The organism is Luminiphilus sp. nBUS_07 (genome assembly GCF_051201685.1).
In the GTDB taxonomy this organism is placed as follows: domain Bacteria; phylum Pseudomonadota; class Gammaproteobacteria; order Pseudomonadales; family Halieaceae; genus Luminiphilus.
The window spans coordinates 3219969-3242898 of sequence record NZ_CP179213.1; the positions used below are offsets into that span (position 1 = coordinate 3219969).

A 22930-nucleotide genomic window follows, 5' to 3' on the forward strand; every position below is an offset into this window, starting at 1 on the left:
CTTTGCACAGAAAAACACTTCACTGGGAGGGTGACTGGCACGTTAGCCAGTCAATTCTCAGTCAATGGCATATGCTGAACGGGCATTATTGCTCCCCGGTGCTCGATAACCTTACCCGCCAGCGTATGGCCTTGATGTGCTGCCTCAATGGGATTCAAACCTCGAATTCGTGCTGCAAGGTACGCCGCGTTGAAGGCGTCACCCGCGGCAGTGGTATCGACAACAGCTGGCTGGGTCTGGGTAGGGACCAATGAGAAAACATCATCCCGTACGACCAAACAACCTTCAGCACCCAGCTTCACAACGACCTCCCCAACCCCCATCTGCTGAAGCCTTAGCGCCGTTTCTTCCGGTGTCTTATCACCAAAGACTATGGCTTCATCATCGAACGTGGGTAATGCAATATCGACATGTTCCAAGGTGTTGTTGAACGCCTCTTGTGCTGAGTGCAGGCTCCCCCATCCGGCGGGGCGAAAATTACCGTCAAAGCAAATGCGCACACCCTTCTTACGAAGCCCCTGCAAGAGAGACCAGAGGGTTTCCCGCGCCGGGTCAGACAGTATGGACAGTGTGATGCCCGACAAATAAAAAAAGCTGTCTGTAGGAATAAGATTGGCCAATTTGGTGGCGTACTCTGAATCATCAAGCACTTGGCGCGCGGCTGAATCCCCCCGCCAATAGGAGAAAGTTCGCTCCCCTGAGTCATCAAGGTGGATCCAGTAAAGGCCGGGCTTTGCTCCGGGAATTCGACGCACCCAACGGGTATCGATACCCTCCTCTCGCCACTGCTGCAGCAGCCAATCACTGCTTGCATCATCACCCAGTGCCGACAAAAATGTCGTGCTAATGCCCAGCCGCGAAAGATAGACCGCCGTATTGAGGGTGTCCCCCCCATAAGCGGTGTTTACTGATGAACCGGGCGCACCGCTTAATTCCAGCATGCACTCACCGAGAGCAAATATTCCTCTCAGATCCGACATGCGATCTGCAGCCATTCCATGTTGCGGGGACGGTTTAATGCGGGCCCAACGGCCCAAGGCACAGCCCCTCCCCAGCCACTGGCTGCCTTGGGTTTCATAACCATGCTGTTATTCATAAAGCCCCAACGCCACTGGCAACGCCTCAGACATTGCTGGTACATAGGTCACCAGTAGTAAGGCCGCCATCATGGCCAAGTACATGGGCAGTAGCGGGCGGATCATGGCTTCAATTTTAGTCTTGGCGACAGCGCAGCTCACGAACAAAACGCTTCCCACCGGGGGGGTGCATAAACCGATACTCAGATTGAGCACCATCATAATGCCGAAGTGCAAAGGCGACATGTCTAACTGCACAGCAACCGGTAGAAATATGGGGGTAAAAATTAGCACTGCGGGAGTCATATCCATGAAGGCACCCACCAACAATAAAATGAGGTTGATCAGGAGCAAAATTACGAGGGGGTTATCACTCAAATTCAGCAGTGCATCGGCCACTTGCCCCGGAATTCCCTCAAAGGCAAATAGCCAGGACATAGCCATAGACGTGCCTACCAGCAACATCACAATAGCTGTGGTTGATGTGGCTTTTAGAAAAATCGGGGGCAGGTCATTGAGCCTGGTCTCACCATAAAACAGTGAGAGCGCCAAAGCGTACAACACGGCGATGGCCCCGGCCTCGGTCGCGGTAAACACCCCCGCCAGAATGCCACCAATAATAATGACCAAGAGCAGCAAGCTAGGAGCCGCTGCTATAAAGCTGCGAAAGAGCTCGGCGAACCCAACAAAAGCCGTGCCCGTCAGACCGCGGCGGCGCGCGTACCCCGCACAAACCACCATAAGTGCCAGAGCCACAAGCAGCCCTGGCAAATAACCTGCGACGAACAGAGCTGCGACTGAAACACCTCCACTGGCGACCGCATACACAATGAGAATGTTACTGGGCGGAATAAGCAGCCCGGTGGTGGCAGCGGTAGCCGTAAGCGCGGCACTGAACTCCCGGGGGTAATGTTCCTCTTCCATCGCGGGCACCATCACACCACCGACAGAAGACGTTGCCGCCACGGCCGACCCTGAGATTGAACCAAACAGCGTGCAGGACACCACGTTCACAAAGGCGAGGCCCCCGGGGAGCATGCCAATAAGACAACGGGCAAAGTGCACCAGCCTCTGGGCAATGCCACCACTACTCATCAGCTGCCCCGACAGAATAAAGAGCGGTATCGCCAAAAGCGCGAAACTGTTGATCCCTCCCGCCATGCGTTGGGCTACCGTCGTAAGCGCTGCGATCTCATTAATTGACAGGCAGAGGGCCGCAATCGTTGCCAAGCCAATCGCGAAGGCAACGGGCACACCCATAAACAGCAAAACAAAGAAGACGGCTATCAGAATCAGCTCAACCATGATTCACCTCTGAAGCCGGCACATTGTCAGTAGGTGTTTCCTGAAAGGCGAATAAAACAATGAGGCAGCCACTGAGTGGGACGACGGCATACACCAAGGCCATAGGAAGACCCAGCGCCGCCGACACTTGGTCTAGCTGCCAGGTAATTGCAACGAGGCGACCGCCACCGATAATCATGACTGCCGTAGCAAATGTTGCCACCGCGATGCGGCTGCTCTGTCGGTAAAAGGCCTGCATTTTTGGCCCAGCGCGCGCCGGCACAATATCGAGTGCCAAATGCTGGCCGTGAGCCGCGGCATAAGCCGCCCCTAATAACCCCACCCAAACCAAAGCAAAGCGCGCTAGCTCTTCAGTCCAGAAAGCCGGCGTGCCTAATAGGTAACGTGATAACACCTGCCATAGGACGGATCCCACCAATGTCAGCATAAGTGCGACCAAGCTGTACTCTAACAACCTGTGAATACCCCTAATCACGATCGGGCTCCACGGCATCAATACGTGCAATCAGCTGACCAATATCAGTGCCCTCATAGGTTTTTTTCATGGCGGCGACACGCGTGCGAAATAGCACTTTTTCAGGGCGAATAATGGTGACGCCAGCGGCGGCAACATTGGCCAAAGCGGCCTCGGTCATGTCTTTCCAAAGTACCCGTTGAAGCGCAACCGAATCGTCTACTGCGCGCTGCAACCATTGCTTCTGGGTGGCATTTAGCCGAGACCAAACGGACTCGCTAATCAGTAATAGATCGGGCACCGCGGTGTGTTCATCGAGGGTGAAATAGCGCGCAATTTCATAATGTTTAGATAAGTAAAAGCTGGGGGGGTTGTTCTCTGCGCCGTCGACGACCCCTTGCTGCAAGGCGGTGTACAACTCGCCCCAGGCAATCGGCGTGGGTGAACCGCCCAACTGACGCACCATATTGAGTGCCGTCTGGCTTTCCTGAACCCGTATCTTCAACCCTGTCAGATCGTCAGGCGTGTAAACAGGGCGCTCGGTAGAATAAAAACTGCGGCTGCCGGCATCGTAGTAACCCAGCCCGCGTAACCGTACCGACTGTGGTGCGGCAAGCAGCTCCTGACCAACCGGCCCATCGAGCACGGCCTGGTAATGCGCAGCGTCTCTGAATAGGTAGGGAATGTTGAAGATTTTCATGGTGGGCACAAACCCCTCGAGGGGACTCGCTGATACCTTGGTCATCGCCAAAGCACCCAGTTGCAGCAACTCAATCAATTCACGCTCGTGACCCAATTGGCCATTGGGGAAAACTTCGACCGCCATGGTGTTATTGCTGTAGTGCCGCAGGCGCTCGTCAATATGCAACATCGCCGTGTGAACAGGATGCTCGGTATCGAGGGCATGACCAATGTGCAGCGTTTCTAGTGGGTTCTCAGGGCCACAGCCCAATAGGGCCAGCAGCGGTAAAAAACGCAGCAACTGCCTCATAGCAAAAGCGGCGGCTGATGCACGTACCGTACCGAGGCCAACGGCTCGCTCAAGGTCGTCCGCCAGTGCCAAGGGCTGTCAGCGCGTGGATCACCCCTCGCAGTTCTGCAAGGCCTTTCATACGTCCTCCATAGGAATATCCCGGCTTAAGCCGCGGATCAGCCTGCTCTGACGTCAAAGTATGACCATGATCAGGACGCATGGCTATGGCACGCTGACCGCTAGTATCTTCAGCCTCTACGGCCAACAAAGCGGCGATGAGACCGACAATATCGTTGTCACCCTCAAGATGCGCAGACTCATAGAAAGAGCCGTCACTCTCGCGTTTTATATTGCGTAGATGAACAAAGTGGATGCGGTCGCCGAACTCTTTTGCCATGGCCACTAAGTTGTTATCGCCTCGGGCACCAAAGGAACCGGCACACAGCGTTAAACCATTACTGGCACTAGGAACAGCCGCGACAAGCTTTCTGACATCCTCCGCTGTCGATAACACCCGGGGTAAGCCAAAGAGCGAAAACGGGGGATCGTCGGGATGAATCACCATGTTGATATCGGCGACCTCAGCTGAGGGCATGATGTCCCGCAGAAAAGCGATGAGATTTTGGCGATAGGCTTCGTTATCAAACTGATTGAAATGATTGATCGCCGCTAAGACACCTGCGCGATCATAGCTCCCCTCCCCCCCCGGCAGTCCTGCAATAATATTATTTTCCAAGGCGGCAACGGCAGGCTGATCGAGGCCCTCAAAGCGCGCTCGTGCACCCTCGACGACCGCTTTATCGTAGCTATCTGTGGCTCCCGAGCGCTGCAATACAAAAATATCGTAGACGGCGAAATCGACAATATCAAAGCGCAAGGCCTGACTGTTGTCGGGCAGCACGTATTCGAGGTTGGTGCGCGTCCAGTCGACAACCGGCATAAAGTTGTAGCAGACCGTATGAATCCCAGCGGCACCGAGGTTGATCAGGGTCTTCTGATAATTGCTAATCAGGTGCCGATAGTGCCCCGACCGCGTCTTGATATCGTTATGTAGGGGTACCGACTCCACCACCGACCAAACCAGGCCGGCAGACTCAATCAGTTGTTTGTGCGCTTCAATATCGACGAGAGGCCAGACATCACCCGTAGGGATCTGTGACAGGGAACTGACAACACCGGTTGCACCGGCCTGTCGAATTTGTTCCAAAGAAACGGGGTCATCGGGACCGAACCAACGCCAAGTCTCCAACATCAGACGTATTCGCCCTTCATCCTACAGCCCTGGCCAAGTGGCTGTGAGCGGGTTTATTTAACCGGTAAGCCTCCGTGGCCAATTCGGTCGTCAGTAAATGGATGAGTGATTGTGCTTCAGGCTCTGTAATTCTCCCCTCCAAAACCCACTCCGCAAGAAATCGAGCGTCTATGCGTCGCGCCATATCATGCCGCGCTGGGATCGAGAAAAAAGCCCGGGTGTCGTCGTTGAACCCCGCAGTGTTGTAGAACCCGGCAGTCTCGGTCGTGCTGCGGCGAAACCGCAACATACCCTCAGGGCTGTCATGGAACCACCACGGCGGCCCCAAACGCAGCGCCGGATAGTGCCCTGCAAGGGGCGCCAGCTCTCTTGCATAAGTCGACTCATCCAATGTAAACATAATGAGCTCGAGGCCTGGTTCGTTACCCACTGCATTTAGAAGAGGCTGCAGGGCGTGGCAGTAGTCGACCCGCTGAGGAATATCCCCGCCTTTATCCGCACCGTAGGCCTCATAAAAGCCACGATTGTGGTTTCGTAACGCCCCGGGATGTATTTGCATAACAAGCCCATCGTCGAGACTCATGAACGCCATTTCAATTAGCATGTGCCCGCGAAACTGCGCCTTCTCTGCCTCACTTGCCGTGCCCTTTCGACATTTATCGAATAGTTGGCTGGCCACTTGTGCCGTGAGCTGTGTCGTTACGGGTGACACTGGGCCGTGATCAGAAGCCGTTGCACCCAACGCTTTGAAATCGCTGCGGCGACGCCGCAATGCCTGTAGATAATCGTTATAAGTAGCGACGCCCTCCCCGGTGAGCACACCCAATTGTTCGACGTTGTCGCTAAAACCAGCGGCGTGAGGGTCGAGGACATCATCGGGACGAAACGTGGTGGTTATGCGCCCAGACAGACCCTCGCTAGTCAGTTGTTCGTGGTGATGAAGGGAATCCAACGCGTGTTCAGTCGTAGCAATGAACTGAATATTAAAGCGATCGAGCAAAGCCCTTGGCTTAAAACTACTCTGAGCAAGCAGGGAACTGATGTGGTCAAAATATTGATCAGCGGTGCTTTCGTTGAGGGCATAGTCAAGGCCAAAAACCTGTTGGAAGGTTGAGTCCAGCCACAGCCTCGAGGGTGTGCCCTGAAACAAATAGTAATGCTTAGCAAAGCAGCGCCACCCCTCCCGAGGCGTAACTGCCGGCGCAGCGCCCTTTGCTACCAACCCTACCGACTGTAGGTCGACACCCCGGCTATACAGCATGCGCAGTAAATAATGATCAGGTAGAACCAGCAGGGAAAGCGGATCGCTGAAATGCGCATTTTCTGCAAACCACGCCGGATCGGTATGCCCATGGGGTGAAATAATGGGGCTATCAACAACCTGTGCGTGTAGTGACCGAGCAAGATCCCGAGCCCGTGGCTCTATGGGAAACAGGCGGTCACTGTCGACGGCTATTGGGGCGTGTTCAGACATCGCTAAATCTGCGCTCAGTGCGTATCGGCCCAGGGGCCGTTATAGAAATCGCGCAGTACGTAGAAAGCTTGTTTGCGTCGCCCGTTTTGATCGATCAATCCTTTTCGATTTCGATAGTCTTGAATTCCCGGCAGGGAGCGCAACATGGCACGAAAATCTTTGAGAATCCATGGCGTCATACCCTGAACCTGCGGGCTATGACTGAGCATGGCAATCTGAGCACGATAAACCGCGGCCTGATAATCCTCGGTCCAAACACCCTCACCGCGCTTGCCCGCTTTGGCACCGGCACCAAACTCAGAAATAAACATAGGTTTACCAAAAGCCGTACTCATGGTGACTTGGGGTATAAATTGCAGCATGAGTTTACGGATAGTTTGTTCACTCACGCCCATTTGCGGCGCCAACGCTCGCGCGTAATACCAGCCAAAATACTCGTTGTAGCTAACGATATCTACCAGCTCACCCAGTGGGTCGTCGATCACCAACGTAAAACTCGACCCGGGCTCTGGCGCAGCCTCTCCGGCAGCTGCCAGAACACCTTGAAAAATGGCCTTTTCCTCATCACTGGCGATATCGCTGCCCTGGCCGTGGGCCGCTAAATGGGCCGCCACATGCTTGAGCTCTCGGCGGGTATCGCCTAGCAATGCCGCTGACACCAGTCGGCTGTCATCGAGTTCTCTTACATCGTCGATTAAGCGGCCCAAAAACTTCATGCGCGACTCGGAATAGGGCGTCTCATTGGCAACCGACCAGATGACAACACTGGCGCGATTCCAGTCGCGTTCGATTAGGCGCGAAATTTGGTCTCGTGCTATCGCTAGCGTATCGGCATTTTCCCAGGCAATGTTCCAGTAAATAGGAACTTCCTCCCACAGCAAAATGCCCATCTCATCGGCAACCCGGGCCGCATGACGTGAATACGGGTAGTGTGCCGCTCGCACAAAGTTAACGCCCAGATTCTTAGCCTCGTTGAAGAGCACTCGCATATCGGCTTTGGAGTACGCCACACCATCACGACCGATCGGTTCCTCGTGGGTGGAAATGCCCTTAAATTTAATCGGCTCACCATTGAGCATAATGGTGGTGCCTGAGGTTTCAATGGTTCTAAAACCAATCTGATCGCTGACCCGGTCATCACCGGCAGCCAGCTCTACCCGATACAATTTTGGCGCGTCTGGATGCCAGAGTTCTGGTTGTGCCGGAATGCTCAGCTGGGCGTCACCATTGTCGCTGATGCGCGCCGTCTGACTGATGTCGAGTTGGGGTATAACAACCGTGACCTCGTCACCAGCTGCAAACCCCTCAGTCGCAACTTCCGCGGTAATGGCGTTGCGATCGTTGTTGAGTACAACTTTGGCATTCACAATGTATTGCTCAGGTGTCGCCACCAGCATGACATCGCGGGTAAGACCGCCGTAAGGCCACCAGTCGGTTCGCCCGGTAGGCACGGTATCGTCACCCAGACGATTGTTAATGCGAATAACTAAATCATTGCCCTCGGGTTGCAGGTGCGCTGTTACGTCAACTGAAAAGGGCACATAACCGCCCTTGTGACGCGCCACCGGCGCACCGTTTAGAAAAACCGTCGCGTCAAAATTGGCGCCACCAAACCACAAGTGATACCGCGTATCGGCCTCAGCCTCGACATTGAAATTGCGTTGGTACCACACCGTGTCTCGATAGAAAAAAAGCTCTTGCCGCTGGGTATTGAAATCACCGGGCACACGAATATCAGCAGCGTCTGGATAGCTGTATTCCAGCAATTGGAAAGCGTCGACCGGGGTCCGTGTCGTCGCCCAGCCTCCAAAAAAGCCACCTGGCGTCCCGACCTGCATAGGGTCCACAAGGAGCTTCCAACTCCCGTTGAGGCTTTGGGCCTCTCGAGAATCTACCCAGCCCATTACAGCACTCGCAGGCTCGGGCACCACTAGCTCCGGAGTTACAAAGGGCGCAGGCTCTTCATCTTCCTCAGCAGCCCAAAGGGGATTTGCCGCCAGCATGCTCAGTAATACCGCCCAAATTAGAGTGCCTAAATGTTTTCCCATGGTCCCTTCCCAAATTTATTATTTTCCAATGATCGGCCCAAATCATAAGGTCGAGAGACACCGGTGTCTACCCGCAAATCCAATTTACGGTATGCTGCACACCGAACCGCATTAAAAAGCTCAACCCAACGGGGCGCTTTTAGAGACAGGCATGGATTCAAAAAATAAAAACCTCAACATCAATGAAGTAGCCCGTCTTGCAGGGGTTTCCAAGAAATCGGTCTCCCGAGTTCTCAACGAACAAAAGGGCGTATCCGACGCTACCCGAGAGCATATCAAAAGCATTATGGCCGAAGTGGGCTACCAGCCCAGCCGCCAGGCACGCGCTCTTGCGAACGCCCAATCCTTCTTACTGGGCCTTGCCTACAACAACCAGAACCCCAGCTACGTGCTGGATCTTTTAAACGGCTCGCAACTCGCCGCCAATGCTCTGGGCTATGAGATTGTGATGCACCGCATGGACGCTAATAATCGCGCAGTCGACGAGATTATTAGCTTCATGCGACGCTCGGGTTGTGACGGGCTCATTCTTACCCCGCCCCTGTCAGAATCGGCCTCAATTGTTGCCAAGCTGTGCGATGAAGGCTGGCCCGTCGTGCGCATCGCCGGTGACAACGCCGATTTCCCAATGCCGCAAATACGCTATAACGATAGGACTGCAGCACTGAAGATTACCAACCAGCTCATTGCAGCGGGGCATTCCGCAATTGCATTTATTGGTGGCCCAGCCAATGCCGGCCCCACGCTTCGAAGACTGGCGGGGGTGCGCGATGCCATGGCTCTGAACGACCTCAACCTGAACGATGCAGACATTCAGTACGGCGACTTTACCTTTGAATCAGGCCGGCGCTGTGCGGAGTTGCTGCTGGCACAGGAGCAGCGCCCCAGTGCTGTCATTTGTGCCAATGACGAGATGGCCGCGGGTGTTTTTCAAACCGCTGCCGCCCTAGAGCTGACCATTCCCCGAGACCTATCCGTAACCGGCTTCGATAACTCCCCCGTCGCGTCCCACCTTTGGCCGCCATTAACGTCGGTTAGGCAACCGGTTCAGGAAATGACGGCCCTTGCCGTGGAACTACTGGTGAACCCCAGAGATCAAACCGAGGCCATACAACAATTTGAAGCCCAAGTGGTCACACGCGCCTCAACAGCCCAGATCAATTCCTAGCTCCAAAACGCTCTAGTCCAATCGAATGGCAAAAAAGCTTGCGCCACCAATAAGACACCGGTTACCTTAAGAAATTAAACAACAACAAAAAGAGGAATCTGGCATGTCATTACGTGACCCCAAGCGGTTTGGCGGTAAAACTACATTGGCTATTGCAATAGCAGGCTTATCCCTTGGGATGACAAGCCCAGCGCTTCACGCACAACAAGACGATGAAGCCCTGACGCTAGAGGTGGTTCGCGTAGTCGCACAAAAGCGCGAAGAGAGCGTATTTGAAGTCCCCGCGGCCGTCACCGCAATATCGGCGGAGATGTTGGCTAACAGTGGCATTAATGACTTCTCCGGCCTGACATCGCTGGCACCATCGCTCACCATACAAGATGCAGCAAACACCGGTAATGCCAGTATCAACCTCCGTGGCATAGGCACGTATGCTTTTTCTATTGGCGTGGAGCCCAGCGTGTCAGTCATTGTCGATGACGTGCCCGTGGTCCAACAAGCGCAGGCCTTTAACACTCTGGCAGATATTGAACGTGTCGAGGTTTTGAGGGGCCCTCAAGGTACCTTGTTCGGCAAAAATGCTTCGGCAGGTGTCATCAACATTATTACTGCAGGCCCCACTGAAGAGCTGGAAGGCTTCATTGAGGGTTCTTTTACTGACGACGACGAATATCGCATCAATGCGGCCCTATCCGGTCCCATCGGTAACAGCGCCGGCTTTCGACTCAATGCCTACACCCACGAGCGCGATGGACACATAACTAACCTCACTAATGGCAGCGACCTCAATGGTGACGAGGGTTTCGGCGTTAGAGGCAAGCTGGTGATTAATGCCAGTGAAGCTTTGTCGCTGCAGTTTGTCGCCGACTACAGCGAACGGGACGTGGCGGGCACAGCTGCTACCTATCGTGACATTCCACCGGGCTCGGCGCTGTTTGGTGCCTTTCCGACATCGCTTTTTACTGACGGTATTACCCCGGGTGAGGACAACCGGAATACCCGCCTCGATTACACGCCAAAGTCCGACAATGAGCAGTTAATGACCTCGTTCAAATTTTCCTACGATATGGGGGGCTACCGTTTAGTGGGTGTCACCAGCTATCAGGACTGGAGTTATGTGTTTGAGCAGGATGTAGACGGCACCGAATTTAACATTGCCGGCGCGTTTACCGGTGGCGCCCTCGACGGTGGCATTTATCAGATTGGGCCTTTTGACGCCGACCAGATTACCCAGGAACTGCGACTTGAATCTCCAACCGATGGCAACATGGATTACGTCGTGGGCCTCTGGTACTCCGACGCCAATACCGATCGCGTCTTCAACCGGCTACCGCTGTTTGTCGCCGACTGGGAGGCTGCCTCAGGGAATACCAATATGGCCGCTTTCGGTCAGCTCAACTTCCATTTGTCCGATCGCCTCGATCTCACCGCGGGTGGCCGTTTTGGCCGAGAGGAAATCGATGTGTACTTTCAAGACTTCGCTGCAGGCACCGTTTATGACAGCGACGACTCTGAATCTTATGCCGTCGGTAAGCTCGCCCTTCAGTACGCGATTCGCGATGACATGTTCACCTACGCGAGTATTTCTACCGGCTACAAGGGTCAGGGCTATGACATTAGCTCGGGCTTCGACCAGTCTCGCGCTGACAACCCCGTGGGCTCTGAGGATGCCGTCTCTTACGAAGTGGGCCTCAAAGGTTCACTCCTAGACGGGCGCGCGCAGTTCAGCGTGGTGGCCTTCCTGACAGACTATGAAGACTTCCAGGCACAGAGCTCGAAGGTAGATGTTAACGAGGGCCTCACCTTTAAGCTTAACAACGTGGGTGAATTACGCACCAAGGGCATAGAAGCTGACTTCGCTGCGCAACTGTCCTCATCCCTGAGGTTCGATGCCGGCTTAGCACTCATTGACGCTGAAATCACTGAGTTCCCTGGAGCAAACTGTTATCCCGGTCAGACCGAGCAACAGGGTTGTGTAGGCGGTTCTCAAAACTTAGCGGGCAAGCCCCTCGCGAATTCTCCAGACTTTAAATACAATCTGGGGCTGACTTGGGAGTCATCGCCTTCAGGATGGCCTGTTGTGCTGTTCGCCAACGGAAACTACAGCTATCAAGACGATATAAACTTCTCGCTGCTGGCTAACCCAAGGACCATTCAGGATGGCTACGGTATTGCCAACTTCAGCGCAGGCGTCGAGGGCGCAGATGGAGGCTACCGAATCACTCTGTTTGTGAATAACGCCTTTGACGAGCAATACGCTACTGCTATCGGCGACAGCTCGGGGTTTTACGGTGGCGCACCGGTTCTTACGCAACTGTTACCACGTAACGCCGAGCGGTATTTGGGCGTGAAGGCGCGTTTATCTTTCTAAGATCGCCTAGCCTTAACGCTTTAGAGCGCATTGAGAAGCTGCCATGGGGCGGCTTCTTTTTTTTGTGAGTTATTTTGAAACGTTTATCTGAAACCACACTGATTGACACTGAAGTCCCAGCTTTTGTAGCCGTAAGCGATTACCCCCGCCATGCGACTCCCAAGGTCGTTCATCTGGGCGTGGGCGCTTTCCATAGAGCGCACCTCGCCGCCTATTTTGACCAGATGAATGAGCTGATAGACAGCCCCTGGCTCATCACAGGCGCGTCCTTGCAGCAGCGCCGGGCAGCTCAGCAACTCAACCCGCAGCAAGGCCTTTTCACTCACTGGGCAAGAGAACTGTCGGGGGATCACTACCGCATCGTTCGTGCACTGACAGGGGTGCTCTATGCCCCCGATGAAAACCAAACCCTTATCGACCTTATTGCCGCCCCCCAGACCCAGCTGGTGACCTTAACGGTGACAGAAAAAGGTTATTGTCTGAATTCTGCCACGGGTGAGCTCGACACATCGCACCCGGAAATTGTTGCCGACCTAAAAACACCCCAACAGCCGAAGTCAGCGATTGGCGTTCTGGCGCGGGGTTTGCAGCTGAGAAAAGCACGCCATGGGGGCCCCATCACGATACTGTCTTGCGACAACCTGCCCCTCAATGGACAGCGTTGCCGCGAGGCCGTGAGAACTTTTGCGGGCCTTTGCGAGGCATCGCTGCAATCCTGGTTAGACAACAACGTTGCCTTTCCCTGCTCCATGGTCGATCGAATTTGCCCGGCGATTAGCGACGATCAGTTGGCCCAGGTGCATGACCTTCTGGGGCTTGAAGATCAGGGCGCGGTTATTACTGAAGCCTTTAGCCAATGGGTTGTTGAAGACAACTTCGCGGGTGATCGGCCCCCACTGGAGCTCGCGGGGGTCACCCTCGTTGACTCGGTAGAGCACTGGGAGTCACGCAAGCTACGCCTACTCAATGCGGCTCACTCGGCAATGGCATACCTTGGCGGCCTGGCAGGGCTTGCCACGGTCAACGAAGCAGTTGCCACGCCCCAGCTGCAAGCATTTATACAGGCGCTGTGGCAAGAAACCGCCGAGACCATTACTGAGGAGGCACGTTCTGAAGTTAGTACTTACTGCAATGCTTTACTGCTGCGCTTTGCCAATCCCAATCTAGACCATCAGCTGACACAGATTGCTTCGGACGGCAGCCAGAAGCTGCCCCAGCGGATTCTCGCGCCCTTGGCCGAGAGGCTGGCCTCGGGCCAGGACGCACCCCACCTGACCAGCATTGTTGCCGCATGGCTGCACTGGCAATGGGGCACCACACTTAACGGGCAACCGGTGGCCTCACACGAGCCCATGGCACAAGAGTTTGCAACACTGATTGGCCGCCGTGATCGGCAAGATGAAACTGCAGCTCAGGATCTGGCCATGGCCTACCCCGCCCTTGCCGATTTAATTAGGCGCTTTCCCGATTGGCAGGATGTGCTGATCAGCCGCTTCAAGGCGCTGCCCAGTTCACCCCTCGTGAATGAGACCCATCGAACGCCCTAAACGTCCCCAAGAAAATCGTCCGCCTAGCACAGCCTGCCAATCAGGTGGCGCCCCACTGGTGTAGTAGGCCAACCTCAGGCTTGAATTAACTCTTACCATTACCCCCCCCCCGCCGGCACTACTCACGTTGGTTCTATGGCTTCCCCAACAATTTATTCGGCTGGCTATAGCAATGCAGCACGTTACGGACGCTGGGACAAAGCAAATTACCCTGCACCGATGGCAACCCGCTTATACTTGGCCCCCCTTCGACCGCGCTGATTTAAGGAATCGTCATGGAGTTTCTCTATCCCCCAATAGAACCCCGACACCACGGCTGGCTAAACGTTGGCGACGGTCACGAAATTTATTTTGAGGAATCGGGCAACCCTGAGGGCAAACCCTGCGTCTTTGTGCACGGTGGCCCTGGGGGTGGGTCATCTCCTGAAGCTCGGCAATTTTTTGACCCCGAGCGGTATCGCATTGTGGTGTTTGACCAGCGCGGCTGCGGTCAGTCGCGACCCCATGCCTCACTAGAGGCCAACACGACTTGGCATTTGGTGTCTGACATAGAACGGCTGCGGGAATCCTTGAATATTAAGCAATGGCTAGTATTTGGCGGATCATGGGGGAGCACGCTTGCCCTCGCCTATGCACAAACGTATCCCGAGGCAGTCACCGAGCTGGTGCTGCGCGGTATTTTCCTATTACGCCCTCAGGAAATTCACTGGTTTTATCAAGAGGGCGCGAGCGCGCTGTACCCCGACACTTGGCAAAACTATCTGGCACCCATTCCGGAAGCCGAACGCGGTGATTTAGTAACGGCCTTCCATAAACGTTTAACCAGCGACGATGAGGCGACACGCCTCGCCGCCGCCCGGGCTTGGTCAGTGTGGGAAGCGTCAGCGAGCTTCCTCATTCAAAATGGCGATTTTATGGAAAAGTTGGACGCCCCCGATGCCGCTCTGGCAATGGCGCGTATTGAATGTCACTACTTTGTTAATGACGGATTTTTTGATGGCCCCAATGAGCTAATAGAAAATATCGATCGAATTCGGCACATACCCACAGTGATTGTGCAGGGGCGATACGACGTCGTTTGTCCCCCAGTAACCGCCTGGGATTTGCATAACGCCTGGCCCGAGGCCGAGTTTAATCTCATACCCAATGCCGGACATTCGGCCTTCGACCCCGCCAACACCCAGGCTTTAGTGGCGGCAACTGACGCTTTCGCAAACATTAACTGAGGCCAAAGATACGCAGTGTCACCGCCAGCCGAGATCCGTCAGTTGCGGGAGGGCTGAGCTCACTTTTCGCTTTTAGACCCTGATTCACGGCGACACCACGGATTTTGATGGGCTGCCAACTTGGCGCGGCCTATCGGTGCGGCATATTACTGCGGCATGAGCGTCACCACACCGGCCGGGAATTGTCAGCAAGCTCGGTTTGCTTGGCGTTGGGATCATCCGCATTGAGCGCTGTGGTATTCTGTATTTTTTCAAATTGAGTCCCAATATGCGCCTTTTCAAGCGAATTGCCATTGGCACCCTATTACTGGTTATCACGGTTACCACAGGCGCCGCCTTCTGGTTCTGGATTACCCCCGTGGGCGTCAACAACTACGTCAACAAAGTATCACTGCAACTGGCTACTGATTCTCCAGAATTGCTCACCAGCATTGGCCTTATCGATAACACCTTCCTTGATTTTCACAGTGGCAAATTGAGTGACTACACTCAGGCCGGTGAAGAGGAGTCTTTGGAAACCTTGAGGCAAGCTCGAGCTGGGCTCGATGCCTATGGCCCTGACGGCTTAGAGGGACAAGAACTGCTGAGCTGGCAAATTGCCGCTTGGTTCTTCGACGATATACTCAGGCAATCGGAGCGAGAGTACAGCGGCTACCGCATTAACCAGCTGAGCGGTGTTACCGTAAACCTGCCCGAATTTCTCACTGACACCCATGCCATCATCGACCGCCGCAGTGCCGAGCGGTATGTGGCGCGCCTGGAAGAGTTTGGGCGCGTACTGCGAGAAAGTCGCGATCGCGTGGTTGATGACCGCGACCATGGCGTGGTCCCTCCCGACTTTATTATTGAAAGTGCACTGGTTGGTATGCGCAAATTCGTCGCAGGGGGCGTCTCGGAAAACATTCTGGTCACCTCATTACCCGAGCGCTTAGCGTCAGTAGAAGAGCTCGACGAGGACAGCCGAGCCCAGCTGCAAGCCGCCGCCGAAGCCGTTGTCAGCGAAGCTGTGATTCCTGGGTACGAAGGGATTATTGCGCTCTTTGAGGACATGGCCTTAACCGCTAATCACGATGCCGGGGTTTGGCGCTTACCCGACGGCGAAGCCATTTATAAAGACCGCCTGCTTTCGAGCACCTCTACCGATTACAGTCCCGAGGAAATTCACAATACCGGGCTCGCCGAGGTGGCTCGCATTGCCATTGAAATGCACGCCATTATGGATGCCCAGGGAGTACCCGAGGGCGCTTTAGGTGAGCGCGTGCAGGTGGTTATGGAGGACCCCAGCCAGCAGTTTCCTAATACCGATGAAGGTCGAGAGGAAATGATCGAGTACCTGAAGGCCTTCGACGCCAAGGTATTGGCTCAGGCTGACCAGTTCTTTATTACGATTCCTCCCCAGCCTCTGGAAATCATCAGAGTCGCTCCAGAAAGAGAAGATGCCTCTCCCGGCGGCTATTACAGCGGGCCGGCTCTCGATGGTTCGCGGCCAGGTCGGTTTTATATCAATCTGAAAGATACCGCTGACAATCCGCGCTGGAAGCTCCCCACCTTAATGATTCACGAGGGATCTCCCGGCCATCACTTCCAAATATCTGCGGCACAACTTATTGAAGACGTGCCCATGCTGCGTAAGCTGTCACCCTTTACCGCTTTTGCAGAAGGCTGGGCACTGTATTCGGAGCGCATTGCCAAAACCGATATGGGCTTGTACGACGATGATCCTCTGGGTGATTTGGGACGCCTGCAGGCCGAGATGTTTCGTGCCGTGCGCTTGGTCGTGGACACGGGCCTGCACGCCAAACGCTGGAGCCGTGAACAAGCCATTGAATACATGGTAACCAATACGGGCATGACCGAAGACGAGGTAACCCGAGAGATTGAGCGCTACGTGGTGATACCCGGCCAAGCAACCGCTTATAAAACCGGACAACTGGCCCTGCTCGATTTGCGGGCCGAAGCCGAGGCCCAGTTGGGTGACCGTTTTGACGTGCGAGAATTCCATGAGCTGGTGCTCATGAATGGCGCGATGCCCCTAGCTCTGCTGCGCGAACAAGTGGAAAACTGGATTGCACAACAGGCTGGCTCCTGAGAGCCCATCACGTTGCGAACAACACAATGGCCTACCTCGGTAGGCCACGAGTAAAGGAAGGCCACAACGGCGCCATCGCTGCGTTCGACGATACGCCATTAAAAGCTATCGCGAGCCATGCATTGGGGCCAATTTATGCGCGCACATTGAAACGCGCACATGAAAACAAGGGCTAAGCGGCAGCGGGTCGTAGCCCACAAGGTGATCCTGCGGTTCGGGCATCAGTTCCTGCCATCTGTTCCGGGCATTCGTCGATGAAGACGCATCAGCTATACTTGCGGTCAGGGTCAGCGAATGCGGCTAAATGCTTTTAAAGGTGACAACCCCGACCCCCATAAACAGGCAATGCTGCAATGGGCCTCACTTTTAAATAGGGCTCATGCAAATAAGGCTCAAGTAAGTAAGGCGCAAAAACCTGAGATAAGACACCTTAGTGTTCTGAGCAACGCCTACCCCGCAATTCGCCAGGGGTTTTACAAATGACTGACCGACATTTAATCTCTGTGGCCTGAATACTTTAAAAGCGCCACCTACCTTAATAAAAAGGGCTACGCCATGACCGCATCCGAACCCCAACTGACCACCGCTGATGTTCTGACACAACTCAACGCGACTTTGAACAGCCAAAAACAGAGCTACCTTGCCGAAGGCGCCGTCAGTGCTGAAGTGCGCATGGATCGACTCGATCGTGCTCTGGATATTTTGGTGCGTCACGCCGAGCGAATCAGTGAAGCCATGAATGCTGACTTCGTCTGCCGTCCTCGACAGATCAATATGATGACCGACGTCGCCGGGTCGATCGATTGCATAAAGCACAACAAAAAGCATCTCAAGCGCTGGATGAAATCTGAGTCACGACCCAGCAAGTTTCCACTGGGCCTTCTGGGCAGCCGCTCAAAAATTGAGTATCAACCCAAAGGGGTCGTGGGCATTATCGCCCCCTGGAACTTCCCCGTTGCCATGGTGTTTGAACCCCTAGCCAGCATTTTAGCGGCGGGCAACCGTGCCATGATTAAGCCTTCAGAGTTCACGCCACAAACCGCCAACTTACTGGCTGAAATTATTGCCGAAGCTTTTGACCCCGATGAAGTGACCGTGATCACCGGCGGACCCGATGTCGGCCAGGCATTTTCATCGCTGCCTTTCGACCACATGATCTTTACCGGCGCTACGAGCATTGCCAAGCACATTATGGCGGCTGCGGCGAAGAACCTGGTTCCTGTGACCCTAGAGCTAGGAGGCAAGTCGCCTACCGTTATCTCTCGCAGCGCCGACCTCGAGCTTAGCCTGGAGCGAATTATGAGCGGCAAGTGCCTTAACGCCGGTCAAATCTGTATTGCCCCCGACTACCTCATGGTGCCTGAGGAATCTCTCGATGAAGTGATTAAAATCACGCAGTCAGTAGTTGGGCAGATGTACCCCACCCTCCTTGATAACCCCCAGTACACGTCGGTCATTAACCAGCGCCACCATGACCGCCTGTCGGGTTACCTTGCCGATGCAGAAAGTCAGGGCCTGCAGGTGATTCCCATTAATCCGGCGGATGAATCTTTTGAGACGTCGAAAAGCATGAAGATTCCGCCGACGATGGTGATTAACCCCACGGATGACGCCAAGTGCATGCAGGAAGAAATGTTTGGCCCGATTCTGCCGATCGTGACTTATCGCAGCTTTGACGACACCATTGACTACATCAACAGCCATCCACGTCCGTTAGCGGCCTACTACTTTGGTACCGATGCTGCCGAAGAGGAGAACTTCCTCAAGCGCACCACCTCCGGCGGCGCCTGCGTCAATGACGTTATGTTCCACATGCTGCAGAAAGACCTGCCTTTTGGCGGCGTCGGTCCCAGCGGTATGGGGGCTTACCACGGCATTGAAGGCTTCAAAACCTTCAGCCACGGCAAGTCGGTGTACAAGCAAACCCTGTCCTTCAATGTCTCGAAGCTGGGCGGTTTCTTGCCACCCTATGGCGACGCCGCAGAGAAAGCGATTAAAGCTCAGGTTAAACGCTAAGCCGCTGCCAAAGACAATGCTGTTACTCGATGTCACTAGGGCCAGTTCGCTGGCCCCAACAGCAGGGGCCCACCATGGCTGAACTGAAACGTCGCGCGGTTACTGACGCCCAGAAACAATTCCGTCGACAGGAAATACTCGACGGCGCCCGGGCCTATTTTGAAGCCGCTGGCTATGAAGGGTTTACGATGACCCAGCTGGCAAGTCGGCTGGGTATTGTTAAAGGCACGCTGTATCTGTACTTCACCACTAAAGAAGCGATTATCCTCGCGTTATATGCACGAGCCCTCGAGGACTGGTGCGAGGCGGTAAAAGTGAAACTGGCTGCGCCGATAGCCGACGACGATTTTATCCAGCTGTTTTACGACACCGCCACCGCCGACCCCATACTGATACCCATACTGACGCGGCTTGAACATGTCATTGAACACAATATATCGGTTGAACTACTGGTAGAAGCCAAGCGTCACTTTCAAGCCTGCTTCGAGGGTATTGCCGACAAAACACAAAGCGCCCTTGGCCTCGCACCGGAACAAGCTCGTGAACTCATCTTGACCTTGGGGGTATTGCTCTCGGGAGCATCCCAAAGTGATCAGGGGCCATCGCTGGAGGGAGAGGAACTGCCGAAAGACGTGCTTGATTTTATCGACAGCCTGTCTTCCCAGCGCATATTTGTTACCAACGGCCGGCGCATACTAGCGGGCATTCGTGGCGGTCAGTAAGTCCTTGATCGGCACATCTCACTGCAGCGCTAATGCTCCTCGACATTACTGCGCTCGTGCTTCAAGGGCTGTTGAAGTTACCCCGAAACAGCCTACAGTTACCGCCACGTTTACTTTTAAACCCGCTTTAGACTGGGCGTGAACACCTTGCCCACCTCATTTTTACTTAACCCCCGGAGAGTCCTATGACCGTAAACCGACAGTGGCTGCTCGCCAAACGCCCCGACGGCATGATTGGCCCCGATAACTTTAAATACACCGAAACCGCCGTGCCCACCCCGGGGGATCAGGAAGTGCTAATTCGCAATTTGTACTTCTCCTTTGACCCCACCCAACGCAACTGGATGGTTGATCGCCCCAGCTACCTGCCCCCGGTAGGTTTGGGTGAAGTCATGCGCGCAGGTTCGGTAGGCCAAGTCGTAGAGTCGCGTCATAGCGACTTCAACGTAGGTGACCTGGTGCAAACCACCGGCTGCTGGCAAGACTACGTGGTACTAGCACCGGGCGAAGGGCCCATGGGGCTCAACGTGTTACCCCAAGGCGTGCCCCCTGAGTTGATGCTGTCTGTGCTGGGCATTACCGGCATCACGGCCTACTTTGGGCTACTCGATGTTGGCAAGCCCATAGCCGGAGACACAGTGTTGGTTTCGGGGGCTGCCGGCGCAACCGGATCGGTTGCTGCCCAAATTGCCCGCATTAAAGGCTGCCGCGTGGTGGGTATTGCCGGAGGTCCTGAAAAGTGTGCCTGGCTTACCGACACCGCCAAGCTCGATGTTGCCATTGACTACAAAGCCGGCGATTTAGATGCCCAAATCGGTGCCGCCTGCCCGGAGAAATGGAACGTCTTTTTTGACAATGTTGGCGGTAGCACGATGCAAGCGGCCCTCAACCACATTTCCCTCAATGCCAGAATCGCCATGTGCGGCGGCATTTCGGGTTACAACGATACCGAGCCCCAGCCCGGCCCCAATAACCTGATGAACCTGGTAACCAACCGTGGCCGCATGGAGGGTTTTATTATTCTCGATTACCTCCACCGTGCCGCCGAAGCAGTGCAAGAGTTAATTGGCTGGGTAGGCTCAGGGGAAATCCAATATCAGGTCGACGTGCAGGAAGGGTTCGATAACATTCCCGCCACCTTGCAGCGGCTGTATACCGGCCAAAACAAAGGCAAGCAGCTGCTTAAGATTGCCGACCCCGAGTAAGACTCAACTCAGCCAGCGCACGTTTTATTCGAGCACGGGCTTCAGTGTCGGGGCTTAGGGCTTAGGGCTTAGGGCTTAGGGCTTAGGGCTTAGGGCTTAGGGCTTAGGGCTTAGGGCTTAGGCAACATTGGGCCACGCCCGGAACAAACAAAAACCACGAAAGTGTCAGGGCTTGGTATGGCCATCCAAATGCTGCTCACCAAAAGCTTTCATCGCGCGCAGCATAGGTTTCAGTGCCTTGCCCCGCTCGGTGGGTATGTATTCAAACCGGGGCGGTCGCTCCTGATACGGCACTTTCTCCAGAAGCCCAAGTCCCACTAATTTACGCAGCCGGTCGCTTAATAAATTGGTGGGGATGCGCTCTCTACTGGCGCAGAAATCGGCAAATGTGCGGCCCTTCAAAAACAAGGCATCGCGCATAATGAGCAAGGTCCAACGATCTCCCATGAGATCTAGCGACCTTGCAATAGGACAGGGCGATCGATGCTCGATTGCCTGAGCTAAAGTGGAGGTGGTGTTTGCGTTGTCGGGCTTCATGGTGTGCTTTGACCCCGCCTTAGGGCACCCCATTTTAGGGCGCTCACCATGATTATGCCGTAAATGACCATGCCGAATCCTGCGGCGTAAAATACCCCCGCCAATCCCCAGTTGGTCACGTTAATAAAGATCAGAGCACCGCCAACCGCCAAAATAGCCCTAAGAAATAGCGATACCACAGGCCAGAACATAACCCCCGCACCCTGACAGGCAAAGTACAAAGACAAACCCAAGCCCTGAAAAGCAAAGCAGGGTCCGACAATTTGTATGTACTGCTTGGCCGCCGCCTGCACGACGGGGTCCTTGGTGAATGCAGGAATCCACAACTCAGGAAACAGCGCCAAACTTACCCCAATGACCCCGGCTAGCAGCGCTGATCCCATACCTCCCACCCAGCAAATGCGCTCGGCCCGTTTGATATCACCGGCACCCACACTCATGCCCACCAGCGATGTCATGGAAGCGCCAATACCAAATACCAGAGGAATTAGAAGAAACTCAATGCGCGAGCCTATGCCGTAGCCGGCCAGCGCCTGTTCACCAAAGCGCCCAATAATGGCCGTTAGGCAAAGGATGCTAGTGACCGTGAGCACCGGTGAAAGGGCCGCGGGCAGTGCCACCTTCAAAATTTCTTTAAAGTGCCGAGCCTCAAACCCAAACTGAGTCCAGCGAATTTTGATCACCGTGTTACCCATGATCAGGCGTAACAGCATGACCCCACTAAGCAGGCCGGCAGTAACCACAGCCGACACTGCAGCACCGACAATACCCAGCTGCGGGGCACCAAAGGCACCGAGCACTAGGGCACCGGAGAGTGGCACCTGTACAAAAGCACTGGCAGTCATGACCAGTGCGGGAAATTTCATATCCCCCATGCCCCGATAAATGGCGCTCACCACCCCCATAAACCAAAGAAAGATGCCCCCCGAAAACAACACCAGGCAGTAACTTACGGCCTGATCAAGAATGTCGTTGCTGCCTCCCAGAAAGCGTAAAAAAGACACCCCAAAAAGCCCGTACAGGGTTAACAGCAGCAAGGCCCCCAGCGCGGCAAGCGTCAGTGCATGCCAAATAAGTTGTTCGCCACGCTCTCGGTCACCCGCGCCCAAGGCCCGGGCAATAGCCGAGGCAACAGCCCCGCCCATGGCTCCCCCCGAAAGGGTTTGGGTAAGCATTAAAAGCGGAAATACCAGCGCTATGGCAGCCAGAGAAGCACTGCCCAGCTGACCAATAAACCAAACCTCGGTCATGCTCACACCGGCCTGAATGAAAAAAGCAATGCTATTGGGCGCCGACATTCGGGCCAGCAAAGGTATGGGGGGCGCAGTTAATAAAAGGCGGGTTCGATCATCCATAACGCGGTCGGCATTTAACAAGTTTTGGCAGGAGGGGTTGCATTAATAAAGCAGTCACTTTAATAATGCAAGTGACTACTGGATCTTTGAGAAAAAGCACGCAACAACGAAT

General features: G+C 54.7%; 17 protein-coding genes. 8 read left to right on the forward strand and 9 right to left on the reverse strand.

Features of this window, described 5'->3' with window-relative positions; all coding sequences use genetic code 11:
* Window positions 1–50: 50 nt before the first annotated feature.
* The 7 genes from ACMAZB_RS14310 to ACMAZB_RS14340 all read right to left on the reverse strand — a co-directional run bounded on the left by ACMAZB_RS14310 (window position 51) and on the right by ACMAZB_RS14340 (window position 8582).
* A complete protein-coding gene (locus tag ACMAZB_RS14310) occupies window positions 51–980 on the reverse strand; it encodes a sugar kinase (RefSeq protein WP_435218134.1) in 930 nt (309 codons plus the stop codon).
* A gap of 108 nt (window positions 981–1088) precedes the next feature.
* Window positions 1089–2381, reverse strand: coding sequence for a TRAP transporter large permease (locus ACMAZB_RS14315; protein WP_435218136.1), 1293 nt, complete (start codon window positions 2379–2381; stop codon window positions 1089–1091).
* Window positions 2374–2856 (reverse strand): TRAP transporter small permease, encoded by a 483-nt coding sequence (locus ACMAZB_RS14320; RefSeq protein WP_435218138.1) that lies wholly within the window; start codon window positions 2854–2856, stop codon window positions 2374–2376. Before ACMAZB_RS14320 ends, ACMAZB_RS14315 begins: the two co-directional genes overlap by 8 nt.
* Window positions 2849–3826: a TRAP transporter substrate-binding protein gene (locus tag ACMAZB_RS14325; protein WP_435220093.1), complete on the reverse strand. Its 978-nt coding sequence runs from the start codon at window positions 3824–3826 to the stop codon at window positions 2849–2851. Before ACMAZB_RS14325 ends, ACMAZB_RS14320 begins: the two co-directional genes overlap by 8 nt.
* 49 nt (window positions 3827–3875) lie before the next feature.
* Window positions 3876–5060 carry a mannonate dehydratase gene (gene uxuA / locus ACMAZB_RS14330; RefSeq protein ID WP_435218140.1) on the reverse strand — a complete coding sequence of 395 codons (1185 nt, stop codon included), beginning with the start codon at window positions 5058–5060 and terminating at the stop codon, window positions 3876–3878.
* A gap of 16 nt (window positions 5061–5076) precedes the next feature.
* Entirely contained in the window at window positions 5077–6534 is a 1458-nt protein-coding gene (gene uxaC / locus ACMAZB_RS14335) for a glucuronate isomerase (protein WP_435218142.1), read from the reverse strand.
* Between the two features lie 14 nt (window positions 6535–6548).
* A complete protein-coding gene (locus ACMAZB_RS14340; protein ID WP_435218144.1) occupies window positions 6549–8582 on the reverse strand; it encodes a glycoside hydrolase family 2 TIM barrel-domain containing protein in 2034 nt (677 codons plus the stop codon).
* A gap of 151 nt (window positions 8583–8733) precedes the next feature.
* Here ACMAZB_RS14340 and ACMAZB_RS14345 point away from each other — a divergent pair, with 151 nt between their 5' ends.
* The 8 genes from ACMAZB_RS14345 to ACMAZB_RS14380 all read left to right on the forward strand — a co-directional run bounded on the left by ACMAZB_RS14345 (window position 8734) and on the right by ACMAZB_RS14380 (window position 20926).
* A complete protein-coding gene (locus tag ACMAZB_RS14345; protein ID WP_435218146.1) occupies window positions 8734–9750 on the forward strand; it encodes a LacI family DNA-binding transcriptional regulator in 1017 nt (338 codons plus the stop codon).
* Window positions 9751–9853: 103 nt separating this feature from the next.
* Window positions 9854–12121 carry a TonB-dependent receptor gene (locus ACMAZB_RS14350; RefSeq protein WP_435218148.1) on the forward strand — a complete coding sequence of 756 codons (2268 nt, stop codon included), beginning with the start codon at window positions 9854–9856 and terminating at the stop codon, window positions 12119–12121.
* A gap of 74 nt (window positions 12122–12195) precedes the next feature.
* Window positions 12196–13668: a mannitol dehydrogenase family protein gene (locus ACMAZB_RS14355; protein ID WP_435218150.1), complete on the forward strand. Its 1473-nt coding sequence runs from the start codon at window positions 12196–12198 to the stop codon at window positions 13666–13668.
* 275 nt (window positions 13669–13943) lie between these two features.
* Window positions 13944–14894: a prolyl aminopeptidase gene (gene pip, locus ACMAZB_RS14360; RefSeq protein WP_435218152.1), complete on the forward strand. Its 951-nt coding sequence runs from the start codon at window positions 13944–13946 to the stop codon at window positions 14892–14894.
* Window positions 14895–15162: 268 nt separating this feature from the next.
* The gene (locus tag ACMAZB_RS14365) at window positions 15163–16983 is read left to right on the forward strand and encodes a DUF885 domain-containing protein (RefSeq protein ID WP_435218154.1); all 1821 of its coding nucleotides are present in this window, start codon (window positions 15163–15165) and stop codon (window positions 16981–16983) included.
* A gap of 555 nt (window positions 16984–17538) precedes the next feature.
* Complete coding sequence (locus tag ACMAZB_RS14370; RefSeq protein ID WP_435212943.1) at window positions 17539–18999, forward strand: coniferyl aldehyde dehydrogenase; 1461 nt, start codon at window positions 17539–17541, stop codon at window positions 18997–18999.
* Window positions 19000–19073: 74 nt separating this feature from the next.
* On the forward strand, window positions 19074–19721 hold the full coding sequence (locus ACMAZB_RS14375) for a TetR/AcrR family transcriptional regulator (protein ID WP_435218155.1): 648 nt from the start codon (window positions 19074–19076) through the stop codon (window positions 19719–19721).
* 185 nt (window positions 19722–19906) lie between these two features.
* Window positions 19907–20926: an NADP-dependent oxidoreductase gene (locus ACMAZB_RS14380; protein WP_435212947.1), complete on the forward strand. Its 1020-nt coding sequence runs from the start codon at window positions 19907–19909 to the stop codon at window positions 20924–20926.
* 165 nt (window positions 20927–21091) lie between these two features.
* On the opposite strand, the gene ACMAZB_RS14385 is transcribed toward ACMAZB_RS14380, so the two are convergent.
* Together ACMAZB_RS14385 and ACMAZB_RS14390 are read right to left on the reverse strand one after the other, a co-directional pair.
* Complete coding sequence (locus tag ACMAZB_RS14385) at window positions 21092–21463, reverse strand: winged helix-turn-helix transcriptional regulator (RefSeq protein WP_435218157.1); 372 nt, start codon at window positions 21461–21463, stop codon at window positions 21092–21094.
* Complete coding sequence (locus ACMAZB_RS14390; protein WP_435218159.1) at window positions 21460–22818, reverse strand: MATE family efflux transporter; 1359 nt, start codon at window positions 22816–22818, stop codon at window positions 21460–21462. Before ACMAZB_RS14390 ends, ACMAZB_RS14385 begins: the two co-directional genes overlap by 4 nt.
* Window positions 22819–22930: the final 112 nt, after the last annotated feature.

Coding starts and splice junctions, on each gene's coding strand:
- pip (WP_435218152.1), top strand. CDS start 13,944: ATGGAGTTTCTCTATCCCCCAATAGAACCCCGACACCACGGCTGGCTA.
- ACMAZB_RS14365 (WP_435218154.1), top strand. CDS start 15,163: ATGCGCCTTTTCAAGCGAATTGCCATTGGCACCCTATTACTGGTTATC.
- ACMAZB_RS14315 (WP_435218136.1), bottom strand. CDS start 2,381: ATGGTTGAGCTGATTCTGATAGCCGTCTTCTTTGTTTTGCTGTTTATG.
- ACMAZB_RS14310 (WP_435218134.1), bottom strand. CDS start 980: ATGTCGGATCTGAGAGGAATATTTGCTCTCGGTGAGTGCATGCTGGAA.
- ACMAZB_RS14370 (WP_435212943.1), top strand. CDS start 17,539: ATGACCGCATCCGAACCCCAACTGACCACCGCTGATGTTCTGACACAA.
- ACMAZB_RS14350 (WP_435218148.1), top strand. CDS start 9,854: ATGTCATTACGTGACCCCAAGCGGTTTGGCGGTAAAACTACATTGGCT.
- ACMAZB_RS14380 (WP_435212947.1), top strand. CDS start 19,907: ATGACCGTAAACCGACAGTGGCTGCTCGCCAAACGCCCCGACGGCATG.
- ACMAZB_RS14325 (WP_435220093.1), bottom strand. CDS start 3,826: ATGAGGCAGTTGCTGCGTTTTTTACCGCTGCTGGCCCTATTGGGCTGT.
- ACMAZB_RS14340 (WP_435218144.1), bottom strand. CDS start 8,582: ATGGGAAAACATTTAGGCACTCTAATTTGGGCGGTATTACTGAGCATG.
- ACMAZB_RS14375 (WP_435218155.1), top strand. CDS start 19,074: ATGGCTGAACTGAAACGTCGCGCGGTTACTGACGCCCAGAAACAATTC.
- ACMAZB_RS14390 (WP_435218159.1), bottom strand. CDS start 22,818: ATGGATGATCGAACCCGCCTTTTATTAACTGCGCCCCCCATACCTTTG.
- ACMAZB_RS14345 (WP_435218146.1), top strand. CDS start 8,734: ATGGATTCAAAAAATAAAAACCTCAACATCAATGAAGTAGCCCGTCTT.
- uxuA (WP_435218140.1), bottom strand. CDS start 5,060: ATGTTGGAGACTTGGCGTTGGTTCGGTCCCGATGACCCCGTTTCTTTG.
- ACMAZB_RS14385 (WP_435218157.1), bottom strand. CDS start 21,463: ATGAAGCCCGACAACGCAAACACCACCTCCACTTTAGCTCAGGCAATC.
- uxaC (WP_435218142.1), bottom strand. CDS start 6,534: ATGTCTGAACACGCCCCAATAGCCGTCGACAGTGACCGCCTGTTTCCC.